11 protein-coding genes are annotated in these 13,237 nt (G+C 60.4%); 10 read left to right on the top strand and 1 reads right to left on the bottom strand.

What is annotated here, in order from left to right; translation table 11 throughout:
• Positions 1 to 7 precede the first annotated feature (7 nt).
• From nuoG to nuoN, 8 genes are all read left to right on the top strand, one after another.
• Positions 8 to 2,734, top strand: a complete 2,727-nt coding sequence (nuoG, locus tag ACOI7Z_RS10225) for an NADH-quinone oxidoreductase subunit NuoG (protein WP_087849539.1) — start codon at positions 8 to 10, stop codon at positions 2,732 to 2,734.
• Entirely contained in the window at positions 2,731 to 3,708 is a 978-nt protein-coding gene (gene nuoH / locus ACOI7Z_RS10220) for an NADH-quinone oxidoreductase subunit NuoH (RefSeq protein WP_023290510.1), read from the top strand. The genes nuoG and nuoH overlap by 4 nt, the downstream gene beginning before the upstream one ends.
• Positions 3,709 to 3,722: 14 nt before the next feature.
• Positions 3,723 to 4,265: an NADH-quinone oxidoreductase subunit NuoI gene (nuoI, locus tag ACOI7Z_RS10215; RefSeq protein WP_002913152.1), complete on the top strand. Its 543-nt coding sequence runs from the start codon at positions 3,723 to 3,725 to the stop codon at positions 4,263 to 4,265.
• A 10-nt stretch (positions 4,266 to 4,275) separates the two neighbouring features.
• A complete protein-coding gene (nuoJ, locus tag ACOI7Z_RS10210) occupies positions 4,276 to 4,830 on the top strand; it encodes an NADH-quinone oxidoreductase subunit J (protein WP_004201743.1) in 555 nt (184 codons plus the stop codon).
• Positions 4,827 to 5,129, top strand: coding sequence for an NADH-quinone oxidoreductase subunit NuoK (gene nuoK / locus ACOI7Z_RS10205; protein ID WP_004865088.1), 303 nt, complete (start codon positions 4,827 to 4,829; stop codon positions 5,127 to 5,129). The genes nuoJ and nuoK overlap by 4 nt, the downstream gene beginning before the upstream one ends.
• Positions 5,126 to 6,967, top strand: coding sequence for an NADH-quinone oxidoreductase subunit L (gene nuoL / locus ACOI7Z_RS10200; RefSeq protein ID WP_032453592.1), 1,842 nt, complete (start codon positions 5,126 to 5,128; stop codon positions 6,965 to 6,967). The genes nuoK and nuoL overlap by 4 nt, the downstream gene beginning before the upstream one ends.
• Positions 6,968 to 7,265: 298 nt before the next feature.
• On the top strand, positions 7,266 to 8,795 hold the full coding sequence (gene nuoM / locus ACOI7Z_RS10195) for an NADH-quinone oxidoreductase subunit M (protein WP_008803950.1): 1,530 nt from the start codon (positions 7,266 to 7,268) through the stop codon (positions 8,793 to 8,795).
• A 6-nt stretch (positions 8,796 to 8,801) separates the two neighbouring features.
• Positions 8,802 to 10,259 carry an NADH-quinone oxidoreductase subunit NuoN gene (nuoN, locus tag ACOI7Z_RS10190; RefSeq protein WP_004201737.1) on the top strand — a complete coding sequence of 486 codons (1,458 nt, stop codon included), beginning with the start codon at positions 8,802 to 8,804 and terminating at the stop codon, positions 10,257 to 10,259.
• A 56-nt stretch (positions 10,260 to 10,315) separates the two neighbouring features.
• On the opposite strand, the gene rnz is transcribed toward nuoN, so the two are convergent.
• A complete protein-coding gene (rnz, locus tag ACOI7Z_RS10185) occupies positions 10,316 to 11,236 on the bottom strand; it encodes a ribonuclease Z (RefSeq protein ID WP_087849538.1) in 921 nt (306 codons plus the stop codon).
• Positions 11,237 to 11,293: 57 nt separating this feature from the next.
• On the opposite strand from rnz, the gene ACOI7Z_RS10180 reads away from it, so the two are divergent.
• Together ACOI7Z_RS10180 and menF are read left to right on the top strand one after the other, a co-directional pair.
• Positions 11,294 to 11,755 (top strand): GNAT family N-acetyltransferase, encoded by a 462-nt coding sequence (locus ACOI7Z_RS10180; RefSeq protein WP_080901565.1) that lies wholly within the window; start codon positions 11,294 to 11,296, stop codon positions 11,753 to 11,755.
• 135 nt (positions 11,756 to 11,890) lie between these two features.
• Positions 11,891 to 13,180 (top strand): isochorismate synthase MenF, encoded by a 1,290-nt coding sequence (gene menF, locus ACOI7Z_RS10175; RefSeq protein WP_087849537.1) that lies wholly within the window; start codon positions 11,891 to 11,893, stop codon positions 13,178 to 13,180.
• Positions 13,181 to 13,237 lie beyond the last annotated feature (57 nt).

The following is a 13,237-nucleotide window of genomic DNA, read 5'->3' as shown; positions in this document are numbered from 1 at the left end:
CACGCTAATGGCTACGATTCATGTAGACGGCAAAGAATACGAGGTCAACGGAGCGGACAACCTGCTGGAGGCTTGTCTCTCTCTTGGGCTTGATATTCCCTACTTTTGCTGGCACCCGGCGCTAGGGAGCGTCGGTGCTTGCCGCCAGTGTGCGGTGAAGCAATATCAGAACGCGGAAGACACGCGTGGTCGCCTGGTGATGTCCTGTATGACTCCGGCATCCGACGGCACCTTTATTTCTATCGACGATGGCGAAGCGAAGCAGTTCCGCGAAAGCGTGGTGGAGTGGCTGATGACCAACCACCCGCACGACTGCCCGGTCTGCGAAGAGGGCGGCAACTGCCACCTGCAGGATATGACGGTGATGACCGGCCATAGCTTCCGCCGCTATCGTTTTACCAAGCGTACCCACCGCAATCAGGATCTGGGGCCGTTTATTTCTCACGAAATGAACCGCTGCATCGCCTGCTACCGCTGCGTGCGCTACTACAAAGATTATGCCGACGGCACCGATCTGGGCGTCTATGGCGCCCACGACAACGTCTACTTCGGCCGCCCGGAAGATGGCACCCTGGAGAGTGAATTCTCCGGCAACCTGGTGGAAGTCTGCCCGACCGGCGTCTTCACCGATAAAACCCACTCCGAGCGCTATAACCGTAAATGGGACATGCAGTTTGCGCCGAGCATCTGCCAGCAGTGTTCCATCGGCTGTAACATCAGTCCGGGCGAACGCTATGGCGAACTGCGTCGTATCGAAAACCGTTATAACGGGACCGTTAACCGCTACTTCCTCTGCGACCGCGGTCGTTTCGGCTATGGCTACGTGAACCTGAAAGACCGTCCGCGTCAGCCGGTTCAGCGCCGCGGCGACGATCTGATTACCCTCAACGCCGAGCAGGCGATGCAGGGCGCGGCGGATATTCTGCGCCAGTCGAAGAAAGTGATCGGCATCGGCTCCCCGCGCGCCAGCATTGAAAGCAACTTCGCGCTGCGCGAGCTGGTGGGCGCCGACAACTTCTATACCGGCATCGCCAAAGGCGAACAAGCGCGCCTGCAGATGATGCTGAAAGTGCTGCGCGAAGGTGGGATCCACACCCCAAGCCTGCGCGATATCGAATCCTACGACGCGGTACTGGTGCTGGGCGAAGACATTACCCAGACCGGCGCGCGCGTCGCGCTGGCGGTGCGTCAGGCGGTGAAAGGGAAAGCACGCGAAATGGCGGCGGCGCAGAAAGTGGCCGACTGGCAGATCGCCGCGATCCTCAACATCGGCCAGCGCGCCAAACACCCGCTATTCGTCACCAACATCGATGACACCCGCCTGGATGACATCGCCGCGTGGACCTACCGCGCGCCGGTGGAAGATCAAGCGCGTCTCGGTTTCGCCATCGCCCATGCGCTGGACGACAGCGCGCCGGCGGTTGACGGCCTGAGCCGCGAACTGCAGGGGAAAGTCGATGTCATCGTCCAGGCGCTGGCCGGGGCGAAAAAACCACTGATTATTTCCGGAACCAACGCCGGCAGCATGGAGATCATCCAGGCCGCCGCTAACGTGGCGAAAGCCCTGAAAGGCCGCGGCGCCGACGTCGGCGTGACGATGGTTGCCCGCGCGGTGAACAGCGTCGGTCTGGGTATGATCGGCGGCGGCTCGCTTGAAGAGGCGCTGGACGAACTGGAAAGCGGCGCCGCAGACGCGGTTATCGTGCTGGAAAACGACCTTCACCGTCATGCTTCCGCCGCCCGCGTCGACGCAGCGCTCTCCAAAGCGCCGCTGGTGATGGTGGTTGACCATCAGCGCACGGCGATTATGGACAAAGCGCACCTGGTGCTCTCCGCGGCAAGCTTTGCGGAAAGCGACGGTACCGTGGTCAACAACGAAGGCCGCGCTCAGCGCTTCTTCCAGGTCTACGACCCGGCCTACTACGACGCGAAAACCGTCATGCTGGAAAGCTGGCGCTGGCTGCATTCCCTGCACAGCACCGTTAACAACCGTCAGGTTGACTGGACGCAGCTGGACCACGTCATCGATGCCGCGATTGCCGCCCTGCCGCAGCTGGCGGGCATTAAAGACGCCGCGCCGGATGCGACCTTCCGCATTCGCGGTCAGAAGCTGGCGCGTGAACCGCACCGCTACAGCGGCCGCACAGCGATGCGCGCCAACATCAGCGTCCACGAACCGCGTCAGCCGCAGGATAAAGACACCATGTTCGCCTTCTCCATGGAAGGGAACAACCAGCCGTCCGCCCCGCGTTCGCAGATCCCGTTCGCCTGGGCGCCGGGCTGGAACTCCCCGCAGGCATGGAACAAGTTCCAGGATGAAGTGGGCGGGAAACTGCGCCACGGCGATCCGGGCGTCCGTCTGTTTGAAGCGTCCGCCAGCGGGCTGGAATACTTCGCGGCGGTGCCGGCCAGCTTCCAGGCGGAAGACGGGAAATGGCGTATCGCGCCGTACTACCACCTGTTTGGCAGCGATGAGCTGTCACAGCGCGCGCCGGTGTTCCAGAGCCGGATGCCTGAGCCGTACATCAAGCTGAACCCGGCGGATGCCGCGAAGCTTGGCGTCAACGCCGGGGCGATGCTCTCCTTTAGCGTGGAAGGCCAGACCCTGCGTCTGCCGCTGGTTATCTCTGAAGGTCTGACCGCAGGACAGGTTGGCTTACCGATGGGCATGCCGGGCATTGCGCCGGTACTGACCGGATCGCGTATTGATTCACTGCAGGAGGCGAAAGCATGAGCTGGTTAACGCCGGATCTTATCGACATTCTGTTAAGCATCCTGAAGGCCGTGGTCATTCTGCTGGTGGTGGTCACCTGCGGCGCGTTCATGAGCTTCGGCGAGCGTCGTCTGCTCGGTCTGTTCCAGAACCGCTACGGGCCAAACCGGGTGGGCTGGGGCGGTTCGCTGCAGCTGGTCGCCGACATGATCAAAATGTTCTTTAAAGAGGACTGGGTTCCGCGCTTCTCGGATCGCGTGATCTTTACTCTGGCGCCGGTGATCGCCTTTACTTCGCTGCTGCTGGCCTTCGCCATTGTGCCGGTCAGCCCGACGTGGGTGGTGGCCGATCTGAACATCGGGATCCTGTTCTTCCTGATGATGGCAGGCCTGGCGGTATACGCGGTGCTGTTCGCCGGTTGGTCGAGCAACAACAAATACTCCCTGCTGGGGGCGATGCGTGCTTCCGCGCAGACCCTGAGCTACGAAGTGTTCCTCGGCCTCTCCCTGATGGGCGTGGTGGCGCAGGCGGGGTCATTCAACATGACCGATATCGTCAACAACCAGGCGCATCTGTGGAACGTTATTCCGCAGTTCTTCGGCTTCGTGACGTTCGCCATCGCCGGCGTGGCGGTGTGTCACCGTCACCCGTTCGACCAGCCGGAAGCGGAGCAGGAGCTGGCCGATGGTTACCACATTGAATATTCCGGCATGAAGTTCGGTCTGTTCTTCGTGGGTGAATACATCGGTATCGTCACCGTTTCAGCGCTGATCGTCACGCTGTTCTTCGGCGGCTGGAATGGCCCGTGGTTACCTCCTTTCATCTGGTTCGCGCTGAAAACCGCGTTCTTCATGATGATGTTCATTTTGATCCGCGCATCATTACCGCGTCCGCGCTATGACCAGGTAATGTCCTTTGGCTGGAAGGTATGCCTGCCGTTAACGCTGGTCAACTTGTTGGTAACGGCGGCTGTCATTCTCTGGCAGGCGCAATAAGGGGTGAATTGAACATGACCTTAAAAGAATTATTGGTGGGGTTCGGCACCCAGGTCCGCAGTATCTGGATGATTGGCCTGCATGCCTTCGCCAAACGTGAAACCCGGATGTACCCGGAAGAACCGGTCTATCTGCCGCCGCGCTATCGCGGTCGCATCGTGCTGACGCGCGATCCGGACGGTGCAGAGCGCTGCGTCGCCTGTAACCTGTGTGCGGTAGCCTGCCCGGTGGGCTGTATTTCGCTGCAGAAAGCAGAGACGGTAGACGGCCGCTGGTACCCTGAGTTCTTCCGCATCAACTTCTCACGCTGCATCTTCTGCGGTCTGTGTGAAGAAGCGTGCCCGACCACGGCGATCCAGTTGACCCCGGACTTTGAGCTGGGTGAATACAAGCGTCAGGATCTGGTGTACGAAAAAGAGGATCTGCTGATTTCCGGTCCGGGCAAATACCCGGAATATAACTTCTACCGGATGGCGGGTATGGCAATCGACGGCAAAGATAAGGGCGAAGCGGAAAACGAAGCTAAGCCGATCGACGTCAAGAGCCTGTTACCGTAAGGAGAGGGCAATGGAATTCGCTTTTTATATCTGTGGCCTGATCGCCATCCTCGCAACCTTGCGGGTCGTCACCCACACCAATCCGGTGCATGCGCTGCTGTACCTGATCATTTCGCTGTTAGCGATTGCCGGGGTGTTCTTCTCGCTGGGCGCTTACTTCGCCGGGGCGCTGGAGATTATCGTCTACGCCGGGGCCATTATGGTGCTGTTCGTCTTCGTGGTGATGATGCTCAACCTGGGCGGCAGCGAAATCGAACAGGAACGCAAATGGCTGCAGCCGGGGATCTGGATTGGCCCGGCCATCCTCTCCGCGGTGCTGCTGGTGGTTATCGTTTACGCCATCCTGGGGATTAACGACCAGGGTATCGACGGCGCGGCGATCAACGCCAAAGAAGTGGGTATTGCGCTGTTTGGGCCGTACGTCCTGGCGGTGGAGCTGGCCTCCATGCTGCTGCTGGCGGGCCTGGTGGTCGCTTTCCATATCGGCCGCGAAGAGCGCGCCGGCGAGGTGCTGAGCAACCGCGTGAACGACAGCGACAAAAGAAAAACGGAGGAACACGCATGATCCCCTTAACACATGGACTGATCCTCGCGGCCATCCTGTTTGTGCTTGGTCTGACGGGGCTGGTGATCCGCCGCAATCTGCTGTTTATGTTGATCAGCCTGGAAATCATGATTAACGCCGCCGCGCTGGCCTTTGTGGTGGCGGGCAGCTACTGGGGCCAGACTGATGGTCAGATTATGTATATCCTCGCTATCAGCCTCGCGGCTGCGGAAGCGAGTATCGGTCTGGCGCTGCTGCTGCAGCTCCATCGTCGCCGCCAGAACCTGAACATCGATTCAGTAAGTGAGTTGCGTGGATGAACATGCTTGCCTTAACCATTCTTTTGCCATTGATTGGCTTTGTGCTGCTGGCCTTTTCCCGCGGGCGCTGGTCGGAAAACCTTTCCGCCACCGTTGGCATGGGCTCGGTAGGCCTGGCGGCGCTGGTCACCGCCTACGTCGGCGTTGACTTTTTCGCTAACGGCAAACAGGCGGTCAGCGTGCCGCTGTGGACCTGGATGTCGGTTGGGGATTTCAACATCGGCTTCAACCTGGTGCTGGACGGCCTGTCGCTGACCATGCTCTCCGTGGTGACCGGCGTCGGCTTCCTGATCCATATGTTCGCCTCCTGGTATATGCGCGGTGAAGAGGGCTATTCCCGCTTCTTCGCCTACACCAACCTGTTTATCGCCAGCATGGTGGTTCTGGTACTGGCCGATAACCTGCTGCTGATGTACCTGGGTTGGGAAGGGGTGGGTCTCTGCTCTTACCTGCTGATCGGTTTCTACTACACCGATCCGAAGAACGGCGCCGCAGCGATGAAAGCGTTTGTGGTGACCCGCGTCGGCGACGTGTTCCTCGCCTTCGCGCTGTTCATTCTTTATAACGAACTGGGTACCCTCAACTTCCGCGAAATGGTTGAGCTGGCGCCGCAGCACTTCGCTAACGGCAGCACCACGCTGCAGTGGGCGACGCTGATGCTGCTCGGCGGCGCGGTCGGTAAATCCGCCCAGCTGCCGCTGCAAACGTGGCTTGCCGATGCGATGGCGGGTCCGACGCCAGTCTCCGCGCTGATCCACGCCGCCACCATGGTTACCGCGGGCGTCTACCTGATTGCGCGCACGCATGGCCTGTTCCTGATGACGCCGGAAGTGCTGCATCTGGTCGGGATCGTCGGGGCGGTAACGCTGGTGCTGGCGGGCTTCGCCGCGCTGGTGCAGACCGACATCAAACGCGTTCTCGCTTACTCCACCATGAGCCAGATTGGCTACATGTTCCTCGCGCTGGGCGTGCAGGCATGGGATGCGGCGATTTTCCATCTGATGACCCACGCGTTCTTTAAAGCGCTGCTGTTCCTGTCGTCGGGTTCGGTGATCCTCGCCTGCCATCACGAACAGAACATCTTCAAGATGGGCGGCCTGCGCAAATCTATTCCGCTGGTGTACGTCTGCTTCCTGGTGGGGGGCGCGGCGCTGTCCGCTCTGCCGCTCATTACCGCAGGCTTCTTCAGTAAGGATGAGATTCTGGCGGGGGCGATGGCCAACGGCCATATCAACCTGATGGTGGCGGGCCTGGTCGGCGCCTTTATGACCTCGCTGTACACCTTCCGCATGATTTTCATCGTGTTCCACGGTAAAGAGCAAATTCACGCGCACGCAGGGAAGGGGATCACCCATCATCTGCCGCTGATTGTGCTGCTGGTGCTGTCCACCTTCGTTGGCGCGCTGATCGTGCCGCCGCTGGAAGGCGTCCTGCCGCAGACCACTGAACTGGCGCACGGCAACGTGATGACGCTGGAGATTGCCTCCGGGATCATCGCCATTGCCGGCATCCTGATCGCCGCATGGCTGTGGCTGGGCAAACGCACCCTGGTGACCTCTATCGCCAACAGCGCGCCTGGCCGCTTCTTCGGTACCTGGTGGTTCCATGCCTGGGGCTTCGACTGGTTATACGACAAAGTCTTCGTTAAGCCATTCCTCGGCATTGCCTGGCTGCTGAAGAGCGATCCGCTGAACGCATTGATGAACATCCCGGCGATCCTCTCCCGCTTCGCAGGTAAAGGCCTGCTGGTGAGCGAGAACGGCTATCTGCGCTGGTATGTGGCGTCAATGAGCATCGGCGCGGTGGTGGTGCTGGCGCTGCTGATGGTATTGCGTTGAGTTTGAGAACCATTGTGTTGCCCGGCGGCGCGCTGCTTGCCGGGCCTACGGGACCGTAGGTCGGGTAAGCGTTAGCGCCACCCGACAAAACAAGCCTCAAACCGAAGTGAATTTTCTGTGAGAATTCGTTGAAAATCAGGTCGTAAAGGACAGGCATTATCGGCGAAGTCAACGTGGACGCCGCCTGCGCGGAGCAACCGGAGCGTATTAAAGTACGTGAGGATTGTGAGCACAGCCGGAGTTCGCTATGACGAGTAAGATAGCCTGAACCGGACTTAAATAAGGAATAAAAATCACCATGTTATTGCCTTGGTTGATATTAATCCCCTTTATCGGCGGCTTCCTGTGCTGGCAGACCGAACGCTTTGGCGTGAAAGTGCCGCGCTGGATCGCGCTGATTACTATGGGACTGACGCTGGCGCTTGGCCTGCAGCTTTGGATGCAGGGCGGCTATTCTCTGACGCAATCCGCGGGTATTCCGCAGTGGCAGTCTGAGTTCGTGCTGCCGTGGATCCCACGCTTCGGCATTAGCATTCATCTGGCGATCGACGGCCTGTCGCTGCTGATGGTGGTGCTGACCGGCCTGCTCGGCGTGCTGGCGGTGCTCTGTTCCTGGCGCGAAATCGAAAAATACCAGGGATTCTTCCACCTCAACCTGATGTGGATCCTGGGCGGCGTCATCGGCGTGTTCCTCGCCATCGACATGTTCCTGTTCTTCTTCTTCTGGGAAATGATGTTGGTGCCGATGTACTTCCTGATCGCGCTGTGGGGCCACAAAGCCTCTGACGGTAAAACGCGTATCACGGCGGCCACCAAGTTCTTCATCTACACCCAGGCGAGCGGCCTGGTGATGCTGATCGCCATTCTGGCGCTGGCATTCGTCCACTTCAACGCCACCGGTGTGTGGACTTTCAACTATGAAGATCTGTTGAAAACCCCGATGTCCCACGGCGTGGAATACCTGCTGATGCTCGGCTTCTTCATCGCCTTCGCGGTGAAAATGCCGGTGGTGCCGCTGCACGGCTGGCTGCCGGACGCCCACTCCCAGGCGCCGACCGCCGGTTCCGTCGACCTCGCGGGGATCCTGCTGAAAACCGCGGCCTACGGTCTGCTGCGCTTTGCGCTGCCGCTGTTCCCGAACGCCTCCGCCGAGTTTGCGCCCATCGCGATGTGGCTGGGCGTGATCGGGATCTTCTACGGCGCGTGGATGGCCTTTGCGCAGACGGATATCAAACGTCTTATCGCCTACACCTCCGTGTCCCACATGGGCTTCGTGCTGATTGCTATCTACACCGGCAGCCAGCTGGCGTATCAGGGGGCGGTGATCCAGATGATTGCTCACGGTCTCTCCGCGGCGGGTCTGTTTATTCTCTGCGGCCAGCTGTACGAACGTCTGCATACCCGTGACATGCGTCAGATGGGCGGTCTGTGGAGCAAAATCAAATGGCTGCCGGCGATGTCGATGTTCTTCGCCGTCGCCACCCTGGGGATGCCGGGCACGGGTAACTTCGTCGGCGAATTTATGATCCTGTTCGGCAGCTATAAAGTGGTGCCGGTGATCACCGTGATCTCGACCTTTGGTCTGGTATTCGCGTCCGTTTACTCGCTGTCGATGCTGCATCGCGCTTATTTCGGTAAAGCGAAAAGCGAAATCGCGGCGAAAGCGCTGCCGGGGATGTCCCTGCGTGAACTGTCTATCATCCTGCTGCTGGTGGTGCTGCTGGTGCTGTTGGGCTTCTTCCCGCAGCCAATCCTCGACACCTCGCATGCTGCGATGAGCAACATTCAGCAGTGGTTTGTTAATTCTGTTTCTACTACAAGGCCGTAATTCGCCATGACAATAACTCCACAACAACTGATCGCACTGCTACCGCTGCTGATCGTCGGCTTGACGGTGGTGGTTGTGATGCTCTCCATTGCGTGGCGACGCAATCATTTTCTCAATGCCACGCTGTCGGTTCTCGGACTTAACGCCGCGCTGGTCTCGCTCTGGTTCGTCGGCCAGAACGGGGCGATGGACGTCACGCCGCTGATCCGCGTTGACGGCTACGCCATGCTCTATACCGGGCTGGTGCTGCTGGCGAGCCTCGCGACCTGTACTTTCGCCTACCCGTGGCTTGAGGGTTACAAGGACAACAAAGAAGAGTTCTACCTGCTGGTGTTGATTGCCGCCCTGGGCGGCATTCTGCTGGCCGGTGCGAATCATCTGGCGGCGCTGTTCCTCGGCATCGAGTTAATCTCCTTGCCGCTGTTCGGCCTGGTCGGCTACGCCTTCCGCCAGAAGCGTTCGCTGGAAGCGAGCATCAAATACACCATCCTCTCCGCGGCAGCCTCCTCTTTCCTGCTGTTCGGTATGGCGCTGGTGTATGCGAACTCCGGCAACCTGTCCTTCCTTGCGCTGGGCAAGAGCCTGGCGGACAACACCCTGCACGAGCCGCTGCTGCTGGCGGGGCTCGGCCTGATGATCGTCGGTCTTGGCTTTAAGCTGTCGCTGGTGCCGTTCCACCTGTGGACGCCGGACGTTTACCAGGGGGCGCCTGCGCCGGTCTCCACCTTCCTGGCGACCGCCAGCAAGATTGCTATCTTCGGCGTGGTGATGCGTCTGTTCCTGTACATGCCGGTGGGCAACAGCGAAGCGGTGCGCGTGGTGTTGGGGCTGATCGCCTTCGCCTCTATCATCTTCGGTAACCTGATGGCGCTGAGCCAGACCAATATCAAACGTCTGCTCGGTTACTCTTCTATCTCCCACCTCGGCTATCTGCTGGTGGCGCTGATCGCCCTGCAAAGCGGCGAAATGTCGATGGAAGCCGTTGGCGTCTACCTGGCCGGCTACCTGTTCAGCAGCCTCGGCGCGTTCGGCGTGGTCAGCCTGATGTCCAGCCCATACCGTGGCCCGGACGCGGACTCGCTGTTCTCCTACCGCGGTCTGTTCTGGCACCGTCCGATCCTGTCGGCGGTGATGACGGTGATGATGCTCTCCCTGGCCGGTATCCCAATGACGCTCGGCTTTATCGGTAAGTTCTACGTGCTGGCCGTCGGTGTTCACGCCCATCTGTGGTGGCTGGTTGCCGCGGTGGTTGTCGGCTCGGCGATCGGTCTCTACTACTACCTGCGCGTGGCGGTGAGTTTGTACCTGAGCGCGCCGGAGCAGCTGAACCGTGATGCGCCGTCGAACTGGCAGTACAGCGCGGGCGGTATCGTGGTGCTGATCTCTGCCCTGCTGGTGCTGGTGCTCGGTATCTGGCCGCAGCCGTTGATTAGCATCGTGCAGCTGGCGACGCCGCTGATGTAAGTTGATTGCCTCAATAAAAAAACCGCCGGAATGGCGGTTTTTTTATGCCCGGAATGTTACGCCACCCTGTAGACCATAAAGTCTTCCGCCAGCAGGGTGTCCGGGAAAATCTCCCGGCATTCCGCCAGCATCCGCAGGCAGCCTTCGGCATCGTAGCGTGAGCTAAAGTGGGTGGCGATTAGCGTGCCGACCCCCGCTTCTTTGGCAAGCGCTGCGGTCTGCTGACTGGAAGAGTGGCCGCGGCTATTGGCTTTCTCCGCCATCGCCTGCTCCAGCGTGGTTTCGTGCACCATCACATTCGCCCCGCGCGCCATTTCCAGCGCCTGCGGGCAGGGGGCGGTATCGCCGAAGATGGCCAGCGTTTTACCCGGCGTAGCGGGTCCCAGGTAGCGGCTGCCGTCGATCGTCCGGCCATCCGCCAGCGTGACCTGTTCACCGCGCTTAAGCCGGTGAAACAGCGGTCCGGGGGGCACGCCGTCGGCAATCAGCTGGGCGGCGTCGAGGGCGCCGGGCTTGTCATGCTGCTCAATGCGATACCCGTAGCACTCCACCGGATGGCTGAGCGGGAACGCGGTGACCCGATAGCCCTCTTCGTCGAACACCAGACCGGGGCCGACTTCGACGATGGTCAGGGGATAATCGGTCCACGAACCGCTGAGGCGCAGCGCGGTGTCAATGAATTCCTTTATTCCTTTTGGTCCGTAGACCGTCAGCGGCAGCGAATTCCCCTGCATCGAGCGGCTGCACAGCAGGCCGGGCAGGCCGAACAGATGGTCGCCGTGCAGATGGGTAATAAAGATCTTATTCAGTTTGCCAGGATGATGGGGCGTATGCAGAAATTGATGCTGGGTCCCTTCGCCGCAGTCAAACAACCACATTTCGGCGCGGGTTGGCTGTTGCAAATTGAGTATTATCGACGTCATATTACGCGTGCGGGTCGGCACCCCGGCGGATGTCCCCAAAAAAGTTAATTCCATCGTCCAGTGTCCTCAGGGCGAGTCGCAAAGTATCAGTATATCAATAAGGAGCAGCAGATGATGACCTGGCAGGATCTCCATCATAGTGAACTTACCGTTCCCCAGCTGTATGCGCTGCTGAAGCTGCGCAGCGAAGTCTTTGTCGTGGAGCAGCAGTGCGCCTATCAGGATGTCGACGGCGATGATTTGGCCGGGGAAAATCGCCATCTGCTCGGCTGGCGCGATGGCGAACTGGTGGCCTATGCGCGGATCCTTAAAAGCGAAGAGATGTACGATCCGGTGGTGATTGGCCGGGTTATCGTCAGCCCCGCCGCGCGCGGCGAAAAGCTCGGCCATCAACTGATGGCGCAGGCGCTGGCCAGCTGTCAGCGGCACTGGCCGCAAAAGGCGATTTACCTCGGGGCGCAGGCGCATCTGCAAGCCTTTTACGCCCACTTCGGTTTTACGCCGGTGACTGAGGTCTATGATGAGGATGGCATTCCGCACATCGGCATGGCGCGGGAAAGCCGCGCTGGCTGACCCCTGAACATTCGCGTTCCAACCTTGTTCCGGGCCGGCGAGCGGGTGAGTTAAAACCCGCTCCCTCGTCATGGGTACTGCTATTCCGCCGTTGAACCCCTTATAATGTGGGGTTTTACTACCGTGGAGGTTTGCGTGCTGTCTGTTTCCACTGCGCTGGCCCGTTTATGTGACGGCCTGAGTGAGCCCTTTCCTGACTCACCCGGCACGCGAATTATCGATATTGCCTTTCCGCTGAATGATGCCTTCGATCCGCTGCTATGGTGCGGCCAGCAGCCGCAGTGGCCGCAGTTCTACTGGCAGCAGCGCAATGGCGACGAGGAGCTGGCGGCGCTGGGGGCGGTAAAAAGCTTTCCCTCGCTCGACGCCGCAAACCGCTTTTTACACCAGGCCGGGCGGCAGGATCTGCGCATCTGCGGCCTGAATGCGTTTGCCCCGCAGCAGGGCCGGCTGGTGCTGCCGCGTCTGGAGTGGCGTCGGTGCGGCGGCAGGGCCGTGATGCGGCTGGTGCTGCACAGCGACCTCTCCCTGCGCGACGATGCCCTGACGGCGCGTGATTTTCTCGCCAGTCTGACCACCGCCCAGGCGACCCCTGGCGGCGTGCCGCCGCTGCTGAGCGAGCGCCACTCCTCCGATTATCCCCAGTGGCAGGCAATGATAGACCAGGCGACGCAGGCCATCGCCGCCGGCGACATGGATAAAGTGGTGCTGGCGCGTGCAACCGACCTGCAGTTTGCCGCCCCGCTGGATGCCGTGAGCATCATGGCCGCCAGCCGCAGCCGCAATCTTAACTGTTTTCATTTCCTGATGGCGTTCAATGCCCGGCAGGCGTTTTTCGGCTCCACGCCGGAGCGGCTGTGGCGCCGGCGCGGCGCGCTGCTGCGCACCGAAGCGCTGGCGGGCACCGTCGCTAATCATCAGGATGACGCGAAGGCGCAGCAGCTGGCCGACTGGTTGATGAAAGACGACAAAAATCAGCGGGAAAACATGCTGGTGGTGGAGGATATCTGCCAGCGCCTGCAGAGTGAGGCCTCGACGCTGGACGTTCTGCCGCCGCAGGTGGTGAGGCTGCGCAAGGTGCAGCATCTCCGACGCTGCATCTGGACCGAGCTGGCGGAGCCTGACGACAGCCGCTGCCTGCTGCAGCTCCAGCCCACCGCCGCGGTGGCCGGCCTGCCGCGGCGGGCGGCGCTGGCATTCATTCAGCGCCATGAACCTTTTTCCCGTGAATGGTACGCCGGTTCCGCCGGGTATCTGTCGCTGGCGCAAAGCGAGTTTTGCGTGGCGCTGCGTTCGGCGAAAGTGGACAACGACACTCTGCGACTGTATGCCGGGGCGGGGATCGTCAGCGGCTCCGATGCGCAGCAGGAGTGGCAGGAGATTGACAACAAAGCGGCCGGGCTGCGCTCGCTGCTGTGTCCATAAGACGGGAATGACGATGCATATCAAAACGCCGTCACTTTGCCTTATCTATACTTAGCA

The organism is Klebsiella sp. C283 (assembly GCF_048822555.1).
Classification (GTDB): domain Bacteria; phylum Pseudomonadota; class Gammaproteobacteria; order Enterobacterales; family Enterobacteriaceae; genus Klebsiella; species Klebsiella quasipneumoniae.
This window is presented reverse-complemented; position numbering and strand designations above follow the sequence as displayed.